The following is a 20,614-nucleotide window of genomic DNA, read 5'->3' on the forward strand; positions in this document are numbered from 1 at the left end:
CAGGTGCAAGCTCGCGTCCGACCTGCACCTGGCAAGCCCGCGCGTGTTGATTGTTTGTCTGAAATATCGATCTGTTACATCTTGGCACGTCAAATGCTACTTTGGGGGTATGGTTTTCAACCCCAAGGAGCACACCATGAACAAGACCACCCGTTTCTTCCAGGCCGTGGGCGGCGTCGCCCTGGCCTTCCTGATCGGCGCGGGCGCCTTCGCCGCCCAGGACAAGGCCGCCCAGAAGGCCCAGCCCGCCGAGGCCCCGGCCAAGGCCGAAACCGCCGCCCCCGGGTACGCCCCGGGCATGCCCGGCTGGCTGAAGCACCTGCCCGCCGACAAGGTCGAGGCCGCCAAGGCCATCTGGCTCTCCGACGGCCGCACCGTGCATGCCCACAAGCAGATGCTCAAGGCCAAGCGCTTTGAGCTCGAGGCCCTCTTGACCCTGCCGAACACCGACGACAAGGCCGTGCAGGCCCTGGTGAAGGAGATCGCCTCCTACGAGGAGAAGCTGCTCACCGCCGAGATCACGCTCAGGCGCAACCTGGAGAAGGCCGGCATCCCCGCCTGGGGCCACTCCGAGCACGGCATGGGCTCCATGATGGGCGAGGGCATGAAGTGCAAGATGATGGGCGGCCACGACGGCGGCGAGGGCCACGGCAAGGGTTCCGGCGCGGCCGGCGCCCCGGCTGCCCCGGCCGGCGCGGAGAAGCCCAAGTCCGGCCACTCCGGCCACTAGCCCCGGACTTTCTCCCGGGGCATGGACTGCGGCCCGGGTGATGATATAGGATGGACCGGGCCGCCCTCCCCACGCGGGACAAGGCGGCCCCGGCCTTCCCGTCACGGGGAGGGCCGGGCGTCACCGCCAGGCGGCAAGGCCGCGAAAACGGAGGGAGCGTGTCCAGACTCGTGCAATCCATCCGCCAATGGGCCGCGCGCCTGCGCGGCGTCCCCCGCGAACAAGGCCCGGCCGGGGCAAGCCCAGGCCGCCGCCTGTTTCTGGCGCTCTCCGCCCTGGTCCCCCTGGGCGCGGCGGCCAAGGCCGTGGAGGCAGCCGCGCCGCACGGGCAGCACTCCGGCCAACCCATGCCCGGCCACTCGGGCCATTCCGCGCCGCTCCACCCCTGGCGCGATCCCGCGATCAAGCTCTCGCCGCCCCCGCCGCTCACGGGCAAGGGGCAGGGCGTGGTCCTCACCCCGCACGTGCCCACCCTCGGCCATGAGCTGGACGGGAACGTGAAGGTCTTCAGGCTCACGGCCCAGCCCGTGGAGCGCCTGATCCTGGACGGCCCCCCGCCTCCGGGCTCGCTCTGGGACCGCTGGCACAAGGCCAAGGGGGCCATGCACGGCATGGACGTGCCCAAGAAGGTGCGCGTGTGGGGCTTCAACGGCTCCTGCCCCGGCCCGGCCATCGAGGCCGTGCAGGGCGACCGGGTGCGCATCATTGTGCGAAACGAGCTGCCCGAGCCAACCAGCATCCACTGGCACGGCCTGGAAGTGCCAAACGACCAGGACGGCGTGGGCGGGCTGACCCAGCCGCCCATCATGCCCGGACAGACCTTTGTCTATGAATTCGACCTGCACCAGGCGGGCACGTTCATGTACCACTCCTCCTTCAACGAGAAGAAGCAGGTGGGCATGGGCATGGGCGGGTTCTTCGTCATCCATCCGGCGGACGGCTCGCGCAGGGTTGACCGCGACTTCGCCATCCTGCTCCAGGAGTGGCGCTTTCTGCCCGGCAACGAATACGTGGACGTGACCTCCACCGACCCCAACTGGTTCACCATGAACGGCAAGGCCGCGCCCTCCACGGACGTGCTCACCGCGCGCGTGGGCGAGAGCGTGCGCCTGCGCCTGGCGAACCTCTCCAACATGCACGCCCACCCCATCCACCTGCACGGCGTCACCTGGAAGGTCACCGGCACCGAGGGCGGGCCCATACCCGAATCGGCCCAGTGGCCGGGCAACACGGTCAACGTGCCGCCGGGGGCCATCCGCGACGTGGAGTTCACCTTCACCCACCCCGGCTACTGGCACATGCACTGCCACAAGCTGCACCACGTGGTGAACGCCCACGCGCCCGTGCCCATGGGGATCATGCCCATGGGCGGCATGACCATGCTCTTCGAGGTCGCTGGCGACGGCGCACACTCGCCGCACGCGCCCGGCCATTCCCCCCAACCGGCCCCGCATCCGCCCGGCCAGGGCGGCCACGGCGGGCACGGATAACGGCCAGGCAGGCCCCGACCATCCAACCGGGAGGCGACTTGACCATGCGCAACATCCTCTGCCTGCTTTTCGCCGCGACCCTTCTGGCCGGGTGCGCCCAGGTGCGGCCCGAGGCGGATTTCGGCAAGGTCTCGGACATCGCCCAGGCCCGCCACGGCCAGCGCCCCATGTGGGTGCTCACGCCCGAGGACGAGGCCTTCGCGCGCAAGGAAGCTGGCGAGATCCTCGCTAGAGGCGTGACCCAGCGCGACGCCGTGCGTCTGGCGCTCCTGAACAACCCCGGGGTGCAGGCCCGCTTCGACGAGGTGGGCATCTCCAAGGCGGACGTGGTCCAGGCGGGCTTGCCGAAAAACCCGTCGCTGGCCATGCTGTTCTCCTTCCCGCTCTTCTCCGGCGGGCCCATCGCAGCCCTAGCCGCGCAGGCCATGGTCTCCGTGTCGGACCTGGCCGAAGTGAAGGACCGGACGGCCAAGGCCCAGGCCGAGCTGGAGCGCGACATCCTCCTGATCGGCCGCGACTCCATGGCCGCCGCGCGCGAAGCGCGCCTCGCCTGGCTGGAGACGGCCTACGCGGATCGCGCCGTGGCCCTCTCCGAGAGCCTGGCCGCGCGGACCGCCAAGCTCTCGGCCATGGCCAAGCGCTACCGCTCCTTCGGCCTCACCGACGACGCCTCCATCGCGGCCCTGGAGGCCGTCTCGGCCAAGGCCTCCCTCGAAGTCTCCTCTCTCAAGGCCAGGGCCCAAGTGGCCAAGGCCCGGCTGGCCCGGCTCATGGGCGTGGCCCCCGGGCAGGATTTCTCCCTCGCCGGGGACGTGCCCGGTTCCCCCGCGTCCCTGCCGGACAAGGCCGTCGCGCTCGACTACGCCGTCGCCAACAACCTGGAGGTCCAGGCCGCCACGTTCGCCCTCAAGGCCGCCCAGAGCGGGGTGGAGCTGGAAAAGGTACGCTGGCTCAAGGATTTCGAGGTCGGCGGAGCCTACGACTACGACATCGAAGGCAACCGGACGCTCGGCCCCGGGGTCTCGCTGGCCCTGCCCATCTTCGACGCCAACCAGGCCCAGCGGGCCAAGGCCGCCTACCGGGTGCGCCAGGCCGGGCGCTTGCTCGAGGACGCCCGGCTGGCGGCGCGCGAAGAGGCCCTGCGGGCGATCGAGGACGCGGCCCTGGCCAGGGCCACGGCCGAGGGGCTGGCCTCCGGGGTGCTGCCCCCGGCGCAGCGCGCGGCGGCCTGGAGCGCGAAATACGCCGGGGCCATGCAACTGCCGGAACTCGACGCGCTCAAGGCCGAGGTGGAGCTTCTTCACGCGCGCCTGGAGCACAACAAGGCGCTTCAGGAGGAGCAGGCCGCGCTGGTGAGATTGGAATACGCCCTGGGCGGGCCGGTGCAGTAGCCAGGCGGGGCTCTGCCCCGCACCCCGGCAGGGCGCTGTCCTGACCCGCAAGGGCTCCGCCCTTGACCCGCCGGGGGCAGAGCCTGCCCCCGGACCCCGGCTGTAGCTTCGCGGGCGTCACCGACAGGCCGGAGGGGCAGGGGCGGGGGAGGGGACCGCCGGGACCGCGCCCAAGGCGGCGCTCATCCCGGCGGACCGCCGTCGCCGCAAGCGGCGAGGGGTGAAGTTATTGAAACCAAATCGAAGGCCCTTTGCCCCGCGCTCGCGCGGGGCAAAGGGCCTTCGATTATTAAGCCGATGTAGTTCAAGTGGGCGGTGAAGCCCGCGAAGCCGTTGACGGGGTCCGGGGGGAGGCACTCCCCCCGGCCGCCGGAGGCATCTTAAAGCATGATCACCAGCGGCACCACCACGGGGTCGCGCTCGAGCACTTTCCTGAAGAATCTTCTCAGCGACGAGCGGATGCGCTCCTTGAGCTTGTCCGGGTTGCCGGGCGGCACGGAGTCGATGGTGTCCAGGATGACGCACTTGGCGTCCTCCAGCACGTGGGAATAGTGCTGCTCGAACACGAAGCCCTTGGAGATCAGGTTCGGCCCGATCATGATCTCGCCGGTCTTCTCGTCCATCACGAGCATCACCACCACCATGCCCTCGCCCGCCAGCAGCTGACGCTCCTTGAGCACGCTCTGGCCCACGTCGCCCACGCCCTTGCCGTCCACGTAGACCTGCTCCACGAGGATGTGGTCCTCCAGGCGGATGCCGCCCCCGGCGTGGAAGGTGATGGGCTGGCCGTCCTCCAGGATGATGGCCCGCTCCTCGGCCACGCCGTGCTCCAGGGCCAGGCGGCGGTGCTTGACCAGGTGGCGGTACTCGCCGTGCACGGGGACGAAGAACTTGGGGCGCACGGTGCCGAGCATGATCGAGAGCTCTTCGCGGTGGGCGTGGCCCGAGGCGTGGATGGCCTGCGCGCGCTCGTAGATCACCTCGGCGCCCAGGCGGTAGAGCTTGTCGATGAGCTTGTGGATGGCCCTGATGTTGCCCGGGATGAAGCGCGAGCTCATGAGCACCAGGTCGCCCGGCTGCACGCGCAGCTGGCGGTGCTCGGCGGCGGCCAGGCGCGACAGCGCCGAGAGGGGTTCGCCCTGCGAGCCCGTGACCAGCAGCACGGCCTTGTCGAGGGGCAGCGAGCCGATCTCGTCCATGCTGGCCCACACGCCAGGCGGCATGCGCAGGTAGCCCAGGTCCCGGGCGATATCGATGTTGTTGGCCAGGCTCTTGCCGGAGACGGCCACGCGCTTGCCCGTGTCGTGGGCCAGGTCGAAGATCTCCTGCATGCGCTGGATGTGGCTGGAAAACAGCGTGACGATGATCCGGCCCGTGGCGTTGCGGAAGATTTCGGCCAGGGACTGCTTGATCTCCATTTCGGTGAGCGCGAAGCCCTCGCGCTCCACGTTGGTGGAGTCGGAGAGCATGCAGAGCACGCCGGGGTCGGAGAACTCGCGGAAGGCTTCCAGGTCGGTCTGGTGGCCGTCCAGGGGGTAGCGGTCGATCTTGAAGTCGCCGGTGTGCACGATGCGCCCGGCCGGGGTCTCGATGCCCAGGCCGTAGCTGTGCACGATGGAGTGGCAGACCTGGAAGAAATTGAAGGCGAAGGGGCCGACCTCCACGCGGTCGTTCTTCTTCACCGGGCGCAGGTCCGCGAACTTGAGCAGGTCGTGCTCCTCGAGCTTCTTCGAGACCAGGGCCAGGGTGAAGGGCGAGCCGTAGATGGGGCAGTCCACGTAGGGCAGCAGCCAGGGCAGCGCGCCGATGTGGTCCTCGTGGCCGTGGGTGAGCACGATGGCCTTGAGCTGCTCCTTGCGCGCCAGGATGAAGTCGAAGCGCGGGATGACCACGTCCACGCCGAAGAGGTAGTCCTCGGGAAACATCAGGCCGCAGTCCACGAGCACCATGGTGTCGCCGGAACTCACGGCCATGCAGTTCATCCCGATCTCGCCGAGTCCTCCCAGCGGGTAGAGGGTCACGCCGTCCGGCATCGTTTGCGCTCCTGGTAGGCGGTTTCCATGTGGTCCTTGAGCCAGCCCTTGAATTCCTCGCGTTTCTTGATGGTGAAGCGTTGCCTGGGGTCGAACGGGGCGAGCGCCGTGACGCGCACCTCGCCGGGCGAGGGGAGCTTGCGGCCCCGCTTCAGCACGTCCATGGTGCCCGTGACGATGACAGGGGCCACGGGCCGCTCGCACTTGAGCGCCATGATCATGCCGCCGATCTTGAAGTCGCCGAGGGTGGAGCAGTCGCGGCTGCGCGTGCCCTCCGGGAAGATGAGCACGCTCACGCCGCGCCTGGAGGCCTCAACCGCGTCGTCGATGGACTTCATGGCCTTGCGGGAGTTCTCGCGCAGGATGGGGATGTGCCCGGTGCGCAGCATGGCGTGGCCGAAGAGGGGGATCTTGAAAAGCTCCTCCTTGGCCACGAAGCGCACGTTCCAGTGCTTGAGCGTGGCGAAGAGCACCAGGATGTCGAAGTGGCTCTGGTGGTTGGCCACGAAGACGTAAGGCTGCGACGGGTCCAGCGCGTTGAGGTCGGCCTTCACGCGCACCCCGGCCAGGGCGAGCGCCAGGCGTGCCCACTGGCGTTCGAACCAGTGGGCCAGCCTTGCGTTCTCGCCGATGCCGGCCGTGAGCCAGCACAGGCTGCTGACCGCGACGGTCAGCAGCGGAAAGAACAGGATGAACAGCGCCTTGTGCAGTACGGCCATCGGCGGGTGCTACTCGGCTTCCTCGTGGTCGTGGCCGCAGCCGCAGGCGCTTTCGATGGAGAGGATGATCTCGGTGGCGTCGCGCAGGGCGCCGGAGACGTCCTTGAGCTCGGTGGCGCTGATGGCCTCGTTGTCGAGCAGTTCGCCAGCCTTGAACACGACGCGCAGGGCGTTTTCCAGGAGCAGATCCTGGGGATCGATCTCGAATTCTTCCACGGTATTCTCCAGATGAATGATGTGAGTCGGCAGGACGCCGAAATGCTCCCTTATACTCGAAGGCGGCAAAAATCTAGGCCTCGGGGGCCATGTGCTCGAGGATCACGGCCAGGTCCTCGGGGCGCGATTTCGCCCCGAGCGACACGGAATGCCCGTGCACCCGGAAACGGCCGTTGTCGGCCTCGACGTACCCGGCCGAGATCACGGCCGAGTAGGGCACCAGCTCGCGCATTTCGCCGTGGCTGATCCTGCCGGGGAAGAGGATCGGGGCGGGGTGCCCGGCGAAATCCTCGAAAATGATGTATTTCATGCCTTTGCTCCGGGAAGGGACGGGTTTTGGACGCGCGTGCGCGCACGTCGCGCGCGGAAATGTAACGCATCAGCCCTTTACAAGTAAAGCGACTGGGCATAATAACAACGGGCTCAACAGCTAGACATTATTACAAATTTATATATTTCGAGAGCTTAGAGATGAACAGCGTTCCCATGCACCTGCGCCGCCTGGTGGCCGACGTGCTGCCCAAGGGGTTCGAGGTGGCCAAGACCGGCGAAGAGCAGCCCTCGGGCGGCTACGCCTATTTCCACGTGATGGACCCGGACAAGCGCCGCCGCACCTTCTCCCACGCCGAGCCCACCCTGGACGAGCTCTTCGGCGAGATCCGCAAGCTGGCCGTGGAAGTGCGCCGCCTGGACTACTGGAAGCGCAAGCACGAGATCACCGACGCCGACATCGACGCCCTGGTGGAGAGCGTGTGCACCAACATGCCCAAGCTCAAGGGCCAGCGCTGGGGCTACGCCGCCGAGGCCATGACGAGCCCCTGCTGCGGCACGCGCATCCCCGCGGGCAAGTGGTGGATCCACGAGGACGCGGGCATGCTCGGCCAATTCGCGCCCTTGGGCCTTGGCCAGGGCTCGCCCGACGTGGTCTTCATGGACGCCCAGGACTTCGCCCGCTACCTGATCGAGCGCAAGGAGTCGCGCTTCGAGCGCTCCGTGCGCCAGTAGGCAGAGAAACCAAGCCTCTTTCGAGCGCCTCGCGGCATGGCCGCGAGGCGCTCTCTTTTTGGGCGAAGCGGGCCGCCCTTGCGGGGGCAGGCGCTTCCTAGTATGGTCCGCCGGGTCCGGAGGGACTTCTTATGCGCAAGTACGCAATCTGGCTCGTCATTTTAGCTATCCTGACCCTGCCGGCCCTCGCGGCCGCCCAGGCCAAGCCCGCCTCCTTCAGGATCGCCATCCTGGAGTTCGATCCCGTCACCTCCGAGGCGGAGAAGGACAACCTGGGCCGGGTGAGCGCGGAATTCCTCATCACGGCCGCCGTCAACTCCGGCTCCTTCGCCGTGGTGGAGCGAGCCGCCATCAAGAAGGTGCTGGACGAGATGCAGTTCGGCAAGGGCTCCAACGCCCCGGCCACCGCCGCCCAGGCCATCGGCAGCATGGTGGGGGCCCAGGGGGTGCTCACCGGGTCCGTGGCCAGGACGGGCGCGTCGGTGCGCATGGACGCGCGGCTCATCGACGTGGCCTCGGGCAACATCGTGGCCGCGCGCAACGCGTACGCGAAATCCGACCTGCGCTCCATCGCCACGGCGGCCGAACTCCTCGTGAGCCAGCTTGAAGGCGACCTCTCCAGGCTGACCCCGCCCGCGCCCAGGCAGGACGCCGCTCCGCAGCCTTCCGCCAATGCGGAGCAGCCCAAGCCGGAAACAGAAAAAATTAAAGATAATCAGCAAGATAGCCAGAAAGAAGAGAAGCCTGCCCAGGATGCTCCCAAGCAATGATCCGGCCAAGCAACGCACTGTTGCATCGGCTCGCGATACTGCATCATTACAGCAGTGATATCTTGTTTTGGAAATAAAACAAAAAAAATGGTTGCCCGGTTCAGGGTCCCTGCGCTAGGCAGTTCTCGACCCGCCTGACACGGCCGCGCGGCGTCCGTCCTTGGATGGACGTCCTGCCGGGGTGACGGCGGGCCGGCCTGCAATCGACCGCCGGGACATGACGAAATCCGGCGGCAAGCCGCCAAGGAGTTCCACGGAATGCGCAAATGGACGGTGTTCGCAGCCGCCTTTACCATCCTCGCATTGGTGTTTTCCTCTCCGGTCGTTCACGCCAAATCCACCGCGACCGACAAGAAGCAGTCCAAGCAGGTCCAGGCGGCCGGCAAGACTTCCTCGAAGAAGGCGGCGGCCGAATCCTCCAAGTCTTCCAAGGCGTCCAAGTCCGCCAAGGCGGATGACAAGAAGAAGGACGCCCCGGCCAAGGTCTCCAAGAAGAAGGAAGCCCCGGCCAGGCAGGACCAGGCCAAGGCCAAATCCAAGCAGCGCAAGCGCAGCGAGGACACGACCCCGGCGAAAGCCCCGGCCGTGGCCCTGCCGGATTCCTTCAAGGGCGAGTTCGGCGTGACCACCAAGGCCGCCATGGCCATCGACTCCGAAACCGGCCGCGTGCTCTTCGCCCAGGAGGCCGACCAGCCCATCGCCCCGGCCTCGCTCACCAAGGTCCTCACGCTCTACCTGATCAACGAACGCCTGGAGAACGGCACGCTCAAGCCGGACGACCTCATCCCGGTCAGCCAGGACGCCAGCCACGCGGGCGGCTCCAACATGCGCCTGAAGGCGGGCGAGACAGTGCGCCTGGAGGACCTGATCAAGGGCATCGCCGTGGCCTCGGCCAACGACGGGTGCGTGGCCGTGGCCGAATACCTGGGCAACGGCTCCGTGCAGCCCTTCGTGGACGAGATGAACCGCAAGGCCAAGGAGCTGGGCATGACGAACTCCCAGTTCTTCAACCCCAACGGCCTGCCCGCCGAGGGCCAGGTGACCACCGCCCGGGACATGGCCATCCTGGCCAGCGCCTACCTGAAGCGCTTCCCCGAGACGCTCTCCATCCACTCCATGACCGAGTTCACCCACAACAACCGCGTGCGCCACAACTCCAACTCCCTGCTCGGAAGGGTGGAGGGCGTGGACGGCCTGAAGACCGGCTTCGTCTGCTCGTCCGGCTTCAACATCGTGGTCACGGCCAAGCGCGGGGGCACCCGCCTGGTGGCCGTGGTGCTCGGGGCCCGCAACCGGGGCGTGCGCGCCCGGGAGGCCACCAAGCTGGTGGAGGAGGGCTTCAAGATCGTGGCCGCCCAACAGCAGGACCAGCAGGGCAAGCATCTGGCCATGGGCAAGTAGCGCCCGTCCGCTGGACTTCGCGCCACGTAAGAGTTACCCGGAACGTCCGGCCGCCACGGCCGGACGTTTTTTTTCGAGGGCCTATCAGTGAAGAGCATCAATCCCGCCACGGGCCAGGTCACGGCCGAGTACGAAGAACATTCCCAGGCGCAGGTGGAGGCCATCCTCACCGCGAACCGTTCCGCGCTGACGTGCTGGGGCAACCACCGCCTGGATGAGCGCGCAGCCATCCTGCACCGCGCCGCCGCCCTTTTCGAGGAGTCCACCGAGCGCCTGTCCGGCCTCATCACCCTGGAGATGGGCAAGCCGCGCGGCGAGGCCCTGGCAGAGGTCAAGCGCTGCGTGAACGTCTGCCGCTTCTACGCGGACAACGCCCCGGCCATGCTTGCGCCCCAGAAGCCCGAAGGCGCGCCCGAAGGCGCGAGCATCGTCTTCGAGCCGCTCGGCGCCGTGCTGGCCATCATGCCCTGGAACTTCCCGCTCTGGCAGGTGATGCGCTGCGCCGCGCCGGTGCTCATGGCGGGCAACTCCTTTTTGCTCAAGCACGCGCCCACGGTCACGGGCTGCGCCCTGGCCATGGAGGAGATCATGGCCGGGAGCGGCCTCCCGGCGGACCTCTTGCGCGTGCTGGTCATACCCGAGGACCGCGTGGCGGACGTCATCGCGGACCGGCGCGTGCGCGCCGTGAGCCTGACCGGTTCCTGCCGCGCCGGCGCGGCCGTGGCCGAGGCGGCCGGGCGCTCGCTCAAGAAGGCCGTGCTGGAGCTCGGCGGGTCCGACCCGTTCATCGTCCTGGCCGACGCGGACCTCAAGCTCGCCGTGACCACGGCCGTGGCCGCGCGCTTCTACAACGCGGGCCAGACCTGCGTCTCGGCCAAGCGGTTTCTCGTGGAGCGAGGCGTGGCGCACGAATTCGAGGAGCGCATGGCCAAGGCCGTGTCCATCCTGCCCATGGGCGACCCCACGCGCGCCGAAACGCGCATCGGCCCCATGGCGAGAAGGGATCTGCGCGACAACCTCGACCGGCAGGTGCGCGAGTCCGTGGCCATGGGCGCGCGCGTGGTGCTGGAGGGCGGCCCCGTGGAGGGTCCCGGGTTCTACTACCGGCCGGTGGTGCTGGCCGGGGTGCGGCCCGGGATGCCCGTGTTCGAGGAGGAGGTCTTCGGGCCCGTGGCCAGCATCACCTCCGTGGAGAACGCCGAGGAGGCCCTGTGGCTGGCCAACTCCAGCCGCTTCGGGCTCGGGGCCAGCGTCTGGACGAAGAGCGGGCGCATGGGCCGAAAGCTCGCCGGGCTTCTGGAGGCGGGCACCGTGGCCGTGAACACGCTGGTGAAGTCCGACCCCAGGCTGCCCTTCGGGGGGGTCAAGGATTCCGGGTTCGGCCGGGAGCTCGGGGTGCAGGGCCTCATGGAGTTCGTGAACGTGAAGGTGCTGCGGATTCCGGAAGAGGGTTAAGATTAAGCGCGGAGCATGGCTGTGCGCCCGGCGCGCGGCGTTCGGGATCGATGGGGGAAGACTATCCGTCGCCGCTTGCGCGCCAGGCTCGCCCAACCAAGGGGCATCCGGACGCGAACATGCGGCTGGTGAACGGCGCGAAGCCGTGAAGGGTCCAGGGAACATCGTTCCCTGGCGGGAGAGGTCCGGAGAGGGCGGCGCCCTCTCCGGTTTGTCTTTCGCCCCTAGTGCGTCTTGCCCGAAGCGGCCTGGGCCTGCTCCGGCGACTGCTCCAGCTTGGCCTGGAAGGCCTTGACCTCGTCCAGAAGCCGCCAGTTGACGAACATCTCCATCCATTCGTCGAAGGTCATGGCGCGCTCGTCCAGGTAGCGCTCGTGGCCGCGCTGCCACATGAAGAACATGTGCATCTCGATCTTGAAGGCCTTGGAATCCAGGGCCGGGAGCACCTTGCCCCCCGGGTACTTCTCGCCGTCCAGCAGGCGGCAGACGAACGCCCCCACGTTCTTCAGGCAGGATTCGGGGGTGATCTCGGCCTTGTTGGTCTCCTCCAGCAGGGCCACCAGGTCGGGGTGGGCCTTGCGGCAGGCCTCGAGCACGTCCTCGGGGATGTCCAGCACGGTTTTGCCGTCCTGCTCCGCCGTGTAGTAGAATCTGGCCCAGTTCTCGAAGATGAAGACGCGCACGATGTCCTTGATCAGGTTATCCTGGTTGCCCAGCATGGTATAAAGACTCCTTTTGTTGTTTCAATCGCTTGGGGCGTGGCAGCGCACGAAGTGGCCCGGGGCCGCCTCGCGCCAGGGCGCGGGTTCTTCCGCGCAGCCTTGCACGGCCTCGGCGCAGCGCGCGGCCAGGGGGCAGCCTGGGCCCGGGGCGCGTGTTTCCGCTGCCTCTTCGCCCCGCTTGTGGCGGGCCGAGGGGTCCGGCGCGGGGATGGCCGCCAGCAGCGCGCGCGTGTAGGGGTGCAGGGGCGCGGCGTAAAGCTCGCCCGCGGGGGCCAGCTCCACGAGCCTGCCCGCGTACATCACGGCCACGCGGTCGCTCAGGTGGCTGACCACGGCCAGGTCGTGAGAAATGAAGAGGTAGGTCAGGCCAAGGCGGTTCTTGAGGTCTTCCAGGATGTTTATGACCTGGGCCTGGATGGACACGTCCAGGGCAGAGACCGGCTCGTCGCAGACCACCAGCCTGGGGTTCAGGGCCAGGGCCCGCGCGATGGCGGCGCGCTGGCGCTGCCCGCCGGAGAACTGGTGCGGGTAGCGGTCCGCGTGGGCCGGGGTCAGCCCGACCATGTCCAGGAGCTCCAGCACGCGCCTTTTCCGAGACGCCTTGTCGCCCGCGCCGCGCGCGGCCAAGCCCTCGCCCACGGACTGGGCCACGGTCATGCGTGGGTCCAGCGAGGAGAAGGGGTCCTGGAAGACCATCTGGGCGAGTTCGGGCATGCGCCCGGGGATGCCCGGGTCGTGCCAGATGTCCTTGCCCTCGATAAGGATTTCGCCGCTGGTGGGCGGCTCCAGGCGCACGGCCATGCGCGCCAGCGTCGATTTGCCGCAGCCGGATTCGCCCACGAGCCCGACCGTCTCGCCCGGGGCCACGGCCAGGTCCACCCCGGCCACGGCCGCGACCTCGTGCACCTTGCCCAAAAAACCGCGCCTGGTGCTGTAGGTCTTGCGAACGTTCCTGAATTCCAGGCAGGGCGCGCTCATGCGGCGGCCTCCCCGGCGTGCAGCCAGCAACGCACCTCGCGCCCGGGCGCGGGCCGGAAAATGGGCGGGATGTCCTTGGCGCAAGGCTCGAAGGCGTGGGGGCAGCGCGGGTGGAAGTGGCAGCCCGGGGGCAGGGCCGTGAGCGGCGGCACCGCGCCCTCGATGGGCCTCAGGCGCACGTGGCGCGAGCCGAGCCTGGGCAGCGAGGCCATGAGCCCCTGGGTGTAGGGGTGCAGGGAGCCCGCGAAAAGGTCCTGGACGGTGCAGAGCTCCACGAGCCTGCCCGCGTACATCACGCCCACGCGGTCGCAGGTGCGGGCCACCACGCCCAGGTTGTGCGTGATGAGGAGCATGGAGAGCCCCTGGCCGCGCGCCAGGGAGTCCATGAGCTCCAGGATCTGCTTCTGGATGGTCACGTCGAGCGCGGTGGTGGGCTCGTCCGCGATGAGGAGCTTGGGGCCGCAGGCCAGGGCCATGGCGATCATCACGCGCTGGCGCATGCCGCCGGAGAGTTCGTGCGGGTAGGCGGCCAGGGTGCGCTCCGGGTCGGGCAGGCCCACGCGGGCCAGGTGCCCGGCCGCGCTCGAAAGCGCCTGGCGCTTCGTCAGCCCGGAGTGGAGCATGAGCGGCTCGGCCACCTGCATGCCCACGCGCATCACTGGGTTGAGCGAGGTCATGGGCTCCTGGAAGATCATGCCGATCTCGGCCCCGCGCACGCGCCTGAGCTCCTCCGGGGCCATGGCCGCGAGGTCGCGCCCGGAAAACAGCGCGCGCCCGCCCGCCAGCCGCCCCGGCGGCGGGGTGAGGCCCAGGATGGAGAGCGAGAGCACGGTCTTGCCGCAGCCCGATTCGCCGACCAGGCCCAGCGTCTCGCCCTGGGCGAGGTCGAAGCTGACCGAGTCCACTGCGGTGGCGGGCCCGGCGGCGGTGTCGAAGACCGTGCGCAGGGATTCGAGGCGAAGGAGCGGTTCCATTTTTCCCTTGTGAGCCAGGCGTCGGGTCCGTAAATCTACGGTTTTCGCCAAGTCATGGCAAGGAGGCTCTGAACGGTGACGACGTTCGCGGTGATCGGCGGCGGGCTGGCCGGGTGCGAATGCGCCCTGGCGCTGGCGCGCTCAGGCATGAAGGTGACGCTTTACGAGATGAGGCCCCAGCGCTCGAGCCCGGCCCATACCGGGGCGGATCTCGCGGAGCTGGTCTGCTCCAACTCGCTGCGCTCGGACGAGGCCGACAGCGCAGTCGGCCTTCTCAAGCGCGAGATGGAGAGCCTGGGCAGCGAGGTGATCCGCGCGGCCAGGGCCACGGCGGTCCCGGCGGGCAAGGCCCTGGCGGTGGACCGCGAGCTCTTCGCCCGCGAGATGACCCGCGCCGTGGAGGCCGAGCCCCTGATAACGCTTGAGCGCCGCGAGGTCGCCTCGCTCGCCGACCCCGCCCTGGCCGGGTTCGACAAGATCGTGGTGGCGGCGGGGCCGTTGGCCTCGCCGGAATTGGCGGCCAGCCTGGCCGAGGCCATAGGCTCGGGCAGCCTTTACTTCTACGACGCCATCGCGCCCATCGTGCACGCGCACTCCATCGACCGAACCAGGGTGTTCTCGCAGTCGCGCTGGGAGGAGGGCGAGGGCGACTACCTCAACTGCCCCATGGAGAAGGACGAGTACGAGGCCTTCCACGCCGCGCTTTTGGCCGGAGAGAAGGTGGTGCCGCGCGAGTTCGAGAAGGAGATCCACTTCGAGGGCTGCATGCCCGTGGAGGCCCTGGCCGAGCGCGGCTTCAAGACCCTGGTTTTCGGCCCGCTCAAGCCCGTGGGGCTGACAGACCCGCGCACAGGCAGGCGTCCCTACGCCGTGGTGCAGCTGCGCCCGGAGAACGCGGATCAGTCCACCTACAACATGGTGGGGTTCCAGACCAAGCTCAAGTACCCCGAGCAGGAGCGCATCTTCCGGATGATCCCGGGGCTCGAGAACGCGGAGTTCGCGCGCCTGGGCTCCATCCACCGCAACACCTACGTGAACGCGCCCAAGGTGCTGAGCGCCTCGTTGGAACTGATCGCCCGCCCGGGCGTGCACCTGGCCGGGCAGATCACCGGGGTGGAGGGCTACGTGGAGAGCGCGGCCTGCGGCCTGTGGCTGGGGCTGCACCTGGCCAAGGGCCTGACCGCCCCGCCCGTGGAGACCGCGCTGGGCGCGCTGCTCGCGCATCTGGCCAGGCCCGCCAAGAACTTCCAGCCCTCCAACGTGAACTACGGGCTCACGCCGGAGCTCACCGAGCGCGCCAAGAAGGACTCGCGCAAGGCGCTCTACGCGGCGCGCGCCAGGGCGGCCTGGGAGCGGTGGGTCGCCGGGGAGCAAGAGTAGCGGAGAGCTGCGCGAAGCTAATAGAGGGTGCAGGGGGATCAACCCCCTGCCGGGAGAGGTCTGGAGAGGGCGGCGCCCTCTCCAGTAAAATCCGCCCTAGCCCAGGACCTCCGCCACCTCTTCGAGCATCCGCGCCGCCATGGCCGCCGGGTCGCCTGCGCGGGCGATGGGCCTGCCCACCACCAGGTGGTCGGCTCCTGCGGCGATGGCCCTGGCCGGCGTCATCACCCGGGTCTGGTCGTCCTTGGCGGCGTGGTCCGCCGGGCGGATGCCCGGGGTCACGATCAGGAAATCATCCCCGTAGACGCTCCGCAGCATGGCTGCCTCGCGCGCCGAGGCCACCACGCCCGCGCACCCGGCGGCCAGGGCGATGCCCGCGCGGTCGCGCACCAGATTCTCGATGGTGCCCGGATAGCCCAGTTCGGCGCGCTCGGCCTCGCCGTAGCTGGTCATCACGGTGACGCCCAGCACCTTGGCTGTCCCGGCCTCGGCCACGGCCGCGCGCGTCACGCTCGAAACGTGGGCGTGGATGGTGGCCAGGTGCACGCCGCGCCTGGCGGCCTCGCGCATGGCCATGCCCGTGGTCTGGGGGATGTCCAGGAACTTGAGGTCGAGCATGAGCTTGTGGCCCATGCCGATGATGCGCTCCACCAGCCCGAAGCCCTCGGCCAGGAACAGTTGCAGGCCGACCTTGTAGTAGCCCACCGTGGAGCCGAGCGTGCCGACGAGCCGCAGGGCCTCGTCCGCGCTGTCCACGTCCAGGGCGAAGATGATGCGTTCCTTGAGCGGTATGTCTTTCACTTTCATTCGCTAAATCCGATCAGCATGGCAAAGGCGCGCGCCTGCGCGCCGGTTGGCGGGTTGTCCCAGAGGAGGTTCTGCAGGGCCCACCAGTCCTCGGGCAGGCCCAGTTCGCGCACGCGCTCCACCATGAGCGAGAGCGCGGCCCAGTCGGGCGACGCCCCCCCGGCCTCGGCCAGGGCGCGGGCGTTCACACGCTCCATCAGCCCGGCGCGTTCGAAGCCGCAGCCGCAGCTCTGGCGCAGAAAGGCCAGCAGCAGTTCGCGCCGTTTGCCCGAAACGTCAAGCCCCCAGACGTAGGCCCAGGCCAGCGCGGCCCACATGCCCGCCCAGCGCGGGGCCAGCGTCATGGTGGCCTGCGCCTCCTGGAGCTCCGTGACCAGGGGCGCGCCAGCGGCCATGCGTTTGGACGCGGCCTCCCAGAGTTCGTCCGAGGCGGCCACGGCGAAGGCGTCGGCCAGGCCCTGGCGCTTGTTCACGGGCAGGGAGCGCGGCACGAAGGCTTCCCCGCCCCCGGGCCAGGACACGGACACCGGGCAGGCCAGGACGTCGTCCCGGGCCTCAAGCCCGTCCCATTTCCAGGCCACGTCCTCGGAGCCGGTCTCCAGCGCCCAGGAGATGGACGCCTTGCCCTCCCATGGCGAGGAGGGCGTCACGGACACGCGCACCCCGGGCCAGGCCGCCTCGGCGGACTCGCCGGGCGCGGGCATGCGCCCGCCCGCCCACAGGGTCAGGAGGGCCTGGGCCGTTAGCGAGGCCCGGGACTCCTGGCGCGGCTTGACCATGGTGCGCCAGATCAAGGCCCCGTCGCCGAACTCGGGGATGTTGGACACGGCCTGCTCGAGGATGGAGACCAGCTCGGGCTCGATGTCCGGCCCGTCCGTGCGCTGGGCCAGTTCCATGGCCCGCAGGCAGAAGGTCAGGGCGTTGACCGGCTCGATTCGCGAGATCTCGTCGAAGAACCAGGCGCAACTGGCCAGGGAGGAAAGCCCCCATTGCTGCATGGCCAGGAGCTTCCAGGCCCTGGCCTGGTCCGCTTTCGAAAGTTTCTTCCTGAAGTGCGCGGCCGCGAACACGTCCTGGTCCGTGAGCCCGGCCAGGACCTTGCCGTAGGCTGTCAGGGCCTCGCGCGGGTCCGCGAAGACCGAAGCCCCGGCCTGGAAATAGTGCTGGTCGGCCAGGTCCTTGGCGCGCTGGAGCGCCGAGCGCAGGGGGGCGCGCCAGCGCTGGTTCCAGCCGGGGTGGCCGCCCGTGGAGCAGCCGCAGTCAGAGCGCCAGCGCTCCACGCCGTGGGCGCAGCTCCAGGCCGAGGGCTCGTGCAGTTTCACCTGCATCCTTGGCGGGTTGGCGGCCAGGAAGGCGGCGAAGTTGGTCAGCTTCACGCCGTCGCGGCCCTGGCGGGCCTGGTCCAGCACGAAGGCCAGGGCCATCTCGCCGAAGGTGAAGTGGTGGCCGTAGGTCTCGCCGTCCGTGGCCAGGGCCAAAAGCCCCGGGCTCGCAGCCTGGGAGAGCCTGCGCCAGAAGCCCTCGCCGTCGGCCAGCAACCGCTCGAAGGCCACGGCCTGGGAGAGCGGGCCGTCGTAGAAGAACACGCTGATGGAGCGCCCCGAGGGCAGCTTGACCAGGTAGGGCAGGCGGATGTCCAGTGTGGAGGCGTCCACCGGGGTCCACTGGCCGTTGGTCAGGGGCCCGACTGCCTTGGCCTGGCCGGGCGCCAGCACGGTGAAGGAGAGGCCGTTTGCGGCGAGCACCTCGAGGGTGGCCAGGTCCACGGCGGTCTCGGCGAGCCACATGCCTTCGGGCGCGCGCCCGAAGCGGGCCGTGAAGTCGTCCACGGCCCAGGAGACTTCGAGCTCCTTGTCCAGCTGGCTGGCCAGGGGCAGGATCTGGTGGTGGTAGACCTGGGCCATGGCGTTGCCGTGGCCCAGACGGGCGAGGCTCGCGCGGTCGGCCTCCACCATCAGGCGCACCGTGTCCGGGTCGGCGGAGGCCATCCAGGAGAGCAGGGTGGGGCCGGCGTTGAAGCTCAGCCACTCGTAGCAGTTCATCACCTCGCGGATGCGCCCGGAGCCGTCCAGGCGCCTGGCCCGGGCCAGGGGCGCGTAGGACTCGCGGGTGATGCGCCGGTTCCAGTCCAGGCTCGGGGCCGCGCTGCCTTCGGGCAGGATGGCGCCCAGCCAGGGGTCCTCTCGCGGGGGCTGGTAGAAATGGCCGTGGATGCAGAGGTGCTTTTCCATGGGCCGGAGCCTAACGCTTTTCGCCGGGGCTTGATAGGGGGGCGGGGATCAGGTGGGCCGCTGCCGCCAGGGCTTGCTCATGGCCCGGGCGAGCACCCCGGCCAGGTCGTCGTATTCCACGGGTTTGGCCAGGTAGTCGTCCATGCCCGCGGCCAGGAAGCGCTCGCGGTCGCCGGGCAGGGCGTGGGCGGTCAGGGCCACGATGGGCACGCGCGTCTTCTCCCCCAGGCCCTGGGAGGCGCGGATGGTCTGCGTGGCGCTCAGCCCGTCCATCTCGGGCATCTGGATGTCCATGAGCAGGCAGTCGAAGTCCTCCTGGGCCAGGGCTTTCAGGGCCTGCGCGCCGTTCTCCACGATGGTGGCGCGGTAGCCCAGGCTTTCGAGCATGTCCATGGTCATCACCGTGTTGATGGGGTCGTCCTCGGCCAGGAGCACGCGCCCGCCCGCCTGCCTCTCGTCCGGGTAGGCCGGGGCGGCCAGGGGGGCCTGGGTCCCTTCCGGGGCCTGGTGCACGGGCATGGTGAAGCGAACTGCCGTGCCCTCGCCGGGCGCGGTGTCGATCTCCAGCGTTCCGCCCCAGAGCTCCACCAGCCGCTTGACGATGGCCAGGCCCAGGCCAGCGCCCTGGTAGCGCCTGGTGTGCGAGCCGTCGGCCTGGGTGAAGGGCTGGAAGATGACCGCCAGCTTCTGCTCCGCGATGCCGATGCCCGTGTCCTGCACGGTGAAGAGAAGGCGCGTGACGCCCGTCTCGTCCGAGGCCACGGGCTCCACCGCGAGGGTCACGGAGCCCGATCCGGTGAACTTCACGGCGTTGCCCGTCAGGTTGAAGAGGGCCTGCCTGAGCCTGCCCCCGTCGCCCATGAGCGTGCGCGGGAGCGACGGGTCCGCCTGGACCGTGAGCGCGAGGGATTTGGCCTGGGCCTGGCGGGAGTAGAGCTGGGCGATCTCGGAGAGTATCCCGCCCGGGGCGAAGGGTTCCAGCACGCACTGGCGGTTGCCTGCCTCCAGGCTCGAAAAATCGAGGATGTCGCCAAGCAGGGTGAGCAGCGACCTGCCGCACTCCAGGGCGTTGGACACCCAGCCCTGCTGGCGGGCGGTCAGGGCCGACTTCTCCAGGAGCTGGAGCATGCCCAGCACGCCGTTTAGGGGCGTGCGGATCTCGTGGCTGACGTTGGCCAAAAACTCGCTCTTGGCCAGGTTGGCCTCCTCGGCCGCCTCCTTGGCCGCGATGAGCTCGCGCTCGCTCTTCAGGCGGTCGGTGACGTCCGTGGCCACGGCCAGGACCACGCGCTCGCCCGAGTGGTCCTCGGTGAGCAGGGCGTCCAGCACCACCTGCCTGGCCGCGCCCCGGGACGTGCGCAGCTGGGCCTCCACCTGCCGGAGCGGCAGGCCCTTCCAGAGGGCCTCCAGGTAGTGCCTGTCCACGGAGAGGATCTCGGACGCGGGGCTCGAGAGGAGCTTCTCCCGGCTGAAGCCCGTGTGGTCGCACAGGCTGCGGTTCACGCCGCCGAACCAGCCGCGCGAGGTCAGGGTGAACATCATCACCGGCGCGGACTCGAACATCTGGCGGTACCAGGTGCGCCCGATGCGCACCAGGCGCTCGCGCTCGGCCAGCGAGTCCATCATCCGGCCGATGGAGCGCGTGAGCGAGGCGAACTCCTCGATGCCCTCGAACACCGGGCGCTCGCCCTTTTCCAGGGCCCGGGCGATGTGCTTCACCGGCCAGGCCACGGTGCGCCTGATCCAGTAGAAGAAGCCCGCCAGCACGACCACCAGCACGGCCCCGGCCTGGAGGTACATGGCCGTGATCTCGCGCGAGACGCGCGCGTACTCGGAGCCGCCCTCGGCCAGCATGACGCGCCAGCCCCAGAGCGAGGAGTCGATCTGGTAGACGAAGCGCTTGAAGCCCCCCTGCTCGACCAGCACGGCCGTGTCCGGCGGCAGGCGCAGGTCGGCCAGGGGGCCGGGCGCGGCGATCATGTGGCTGAGCAGGATGGAGCCCTTGTCGTCCACCACCACGGCCGGGGTGCCGGTCAGGCGCAGGTGCTTCTCGAGCCTGGAGAGCGTCCTGCCCCTGGCCACGCGCTGCTCGGCCGGGTCGTTGGCCTTGCCGGAAAGGAGCAGGTGGTCGTAGGAGTCGCCCAGGATGTCGCTCACCTCGCGGGCGTGGCTGCCAAGGCCGCGCTCGGCGCGCTCGCTGGCGAAGCGCGAGATGGCGTCCAGGGCCATGAGCCCGAGCACGCCCCACAGCGCGAGCGCCCCCACCACCACGGGCAGGGCCAGCCGGAAGGAGAGCCTGTTGAACACCATCC

The 20,614-nt window shown here is 69.1% G+C and carries 18 protein-coding genes; 8 read left to right on the forward strand and 10 right to left on the reverse strand.

Annotation, left to right across the window (positions count from 1 at the left end; all coding sequences use genetic code 11):
• Window positions 1–136 precede the first annotated feature (136 nt).
• From ACZ5V4_RS12475 to ACZ5V4_RS12485, 3 genes are all read left to right on the forward strand, one after another.
• On the forward strand, window positions 137–730 hold the full coding sequence (locus ACZ5V4_RS12475; RefSeq protein ID WP_464315183.1) for a hypothetical protein: 594 nt from the start codon (window positions 137–139) through the stop codon (window positions 728–730).
• 158 nt (window positions 731–888) lie between these two features.
• Window positions 889–2,220 carry a multicopper oxidase family protein gene (locus ACZ5V4_RS12480; protein WP_464315184.1) on the forward strand — a complete coding sequence of 444 codons (1,332 nt, stop codon included), beginning with the start codon at window positions 889–891 and terminating at the stop codon, window positions 2,218–2,220.
• Window positions 2,221–2,264: 44 nt separating this feature from the next.
• A complete protein-coding gene (locus ACZ5V4_RS12485; protein ID WP_464315185.1) occupies window positions 2,265–3,611 on the forward strand; it encodes a TolC family protein in 1,347 nt (448 codons plus the stop codon).
• 380 nt (window positions 3,612–3,991) lie between these two features.
• On the opposite strand, the gene ACZ5V4_RS12490 is transcribed toward ACZ5V4_RS12485, so the two are convergent.
• The 4 genes from ACZ5V4_RS12490 to ACZ5V4_RS12505 all read right to left on the reverse strand — a co-directional run bounded on the left by ACZ5V4_RS12490 (window position 3,992) and on the right by ACZ5V4_RS12505 (window position 6,889).
• Window positions 3,992–5,644 (reverse strand): ribonuclease J, encoded by a 1,653-nt coding sequence (locus tag ACZ5V4_RS12490; protein WP_464315186.1) that lies wholly within the window; start codon window positions 5,642–5,644, stop codon window positions 3,992–3,994.
• Entirely contained in the window at window positions 5,629–6,363 is a 735-nt protein-coding gene (locus ACZ5V4_RS12495; protein WP_464315187.1) for a lysophospholipid acyltransferase family protein, read from the reverse strand. The genes ACZ5V4_RS12490 and ACZ5V4_RS12495 overlap by 16 nt, the downstream gene beginning before the upstream one ends.
• Before the next feature lie 9 nt (window positions 6,364–6,372).
• Complete coding sequence (locus ACZ5V4_RS12500) at window positions 6,373–6,579, reverse strand: hypothetical protein (protein WP_464315188.1); 207 nt, start codon at window positions 6,577–6,579, stop codon at window positions 6,373–6,375.
• Between the two features lie 73 nt (window positions 6,580–6,652).
• Window positions 6,653–6,889: a hypothetical protein gene (locus ACZ5V4_RS12505; protein ID WP_464315189.1), complete on the reverse strand. Its 237-nt coding sequence runs from the start codon at window positions 6,887–6,889 to the stop codon at window positions 6,653–6,655.
• Window positions 6,890–7,050: 161 nt separating this feature from the next.
• On the opposite strand from ACZ5V4_RS12505, the gene ACZ5V4_RS12510 reads away from it, so the two are divergent.
• The 4 genes from ACZ5V4_RS12510 (at window position 7,051) to ACZ5V4_RS12525 (ending at window position 11,210) form a co-directional block, all read left to right on the forward strand.
• A complete protein-coding gene (locus ACZ5V4_RS12510) occupies window positions 7,051–7,584 on the forward strand; it encodes a hypothetical protein (protein ID WP_464315190.1) in 534 nt (177 codons plus the stop codon).
• 131 nt (window positions 7,585–7,715) lie between these two features.
• Window positions 7,716–8,354: a FlgO family outer membrane protein gene (locus ACZ5V4_RS12515; protein ID WP_464315191.1), complete on the forward strand. Its 639-nt coding sequence runs from the start codon at window positions 7,716–7,718 to the stop codon at window positions 8,352–8,354.
• Between the two features lie 258 nt (window positions 8,355–8,612).
• Window positions 8,613–9,755: a D-alanyl-D-alanine carboxypeptidase family protein gene (locus ACZ5V4_RS12520; RefSeq protein WP_464315192.1), complete on the forward strand. Its 1,143-nt coding sequence runs from the start codon at window positions 8,613–8,615 to the stop codon at window positions 9,753–9,755.
• Window positions 9,756–9,842: 87 nt separating this feature from the next.
• Window positions 9,843–11,210: an NAD-dependent succinate-semialdehyde dehydrogenase gene (locus ACZ5V4_RS12525; RefSeq protein ID WP_464315193.1), complete on the forward strand. Its 1,368-nt coding sequence runs from the start codon at window positions 9,843–9,845 to the stop codon at window positions 11,208–11,210.
• Between the two features lie 224 nt (window positions 11,211–11,434).
• On the opposite strand, the gene ACZ5V4_RS12530 is transcribed toward ACZ5V4_RS12525, so the two are convergent.
• The 3 genes from ACZ5V4_RS12530 to ACZ5V4_RS12540 are packed head-to-tail and all read right to left on the reverse strand — an operon-like array spanning window position 11,435 to window position 13,884.
• Complete coding sequence (locus tag ACZ5V4_RS12530; protein WP_464315194.1) at window positions 11,435–11,929, reverse strand: hypothetical protein; 495 nt, start codon at window positions 11,927–11,929, stop codon at window positions 11,435–11,437.
• Between the two features lie 24 nt (window positions 11,930–11,953).
• Complete coding sequence (locus ACZ5V4_RS12535) at window positions 11,954–12,910, reverse strand: ABC transporter ATP-binding protein (protein WP_464315195.1); 957 nt, start codon at window positions 12,908–12,910, stop codon at window positions 11,954–11,956.
• Window positions 12,907–13,884, reverse strand: a complete 978-nt coding sequence (locus ACZ5V4_RS12540) for an ABC transporter ATP-binding protein (RefSeq protein WP_464315196.1) — start codon at window positions 13,882–13,884, stop codon at window positions 12,907–12,909. The genes ACZ5V4_RS12535 and ACZ5V4_RS12540 overlap by 4 nt, the downstream gene beginning before the upstream one ends.
• A gap of 75 nt (window positions 13,885–13,959) precedes the next feature.
• On the opposite strand from ACZ5V4_RS12540, the gene trmFO reads away from it, so the two are divergent.
• Complete coding sequence (gene trmFO / locus ACZ5V4_RS12545) at window positions 13,960–15,264, forward strand: methylenetetrahydrofolate--tRNA-(uracil(54)-C(5))-methyltransferase (FADH(2)-oxidizing) TrmFO (RefSeq protein WP_464315197.1); 1,305 nt, start codon at window positions 13,960–13,962, stop codon at window positions 15,262–15,264.
• A 96-nt stretch (window positions 15,265–15,360) separates the two neighbouring features.
• Here trmFO and pyrF read toward each other — a convergent pair whose 3' ends face one another.
• The 3 genes from pyrF to ACZ5V4_RS12560 are packed head-to-tail and all read right to left on the reverse strand — an operon-like array spanning window position 15,361 to window position 20,612.
• Window positions 15,361–16,071, reverse strand: coding sequence for an orotidine-5'-phosphate decarboxylase (pyrF, locus tag ACZ5V4_RS12550; RefSeq protein ID WP_464315198.1), 711 nt, complete (start codon window positions 16,069–16,071; stop codon window positions 15,361–15,363).
• The gene (locus ACZ5V4_RS12555) at window positions 16,068–18,302 is read right to left on the reverse strand and encodes a DUF3536 domain-containing protein (protein ID WP_464315199.1); all 2,235 of its coding nucleotides are present in this window, start codon (window positions 18,300–18,302) and stop codon (window positions 16,068–16,070) included. Before ACZ5V4_RS12555 ends, pyrF begins: the two co-directional genes overlap by 4 nt.
• Window positions 18,303–18,350: 48 nt before the next feature.
• Complete coding sequence (locus tag ACZ5V4_RS12560) at window positions 18,351–20,612, reverse strand: ATP-binding protein (RefSeq protein ID WP_464315200.1); 2,262 nt, start codon at window positions 20,610–20,612, stop codon at window positions 18,351–18,353.
• Window positions 20,613–20,614 lie beyond the last annotated feature (2 nt).

The organism is Fundidesulfovibrio sp. YSD1, assembly GCF_055397115.1.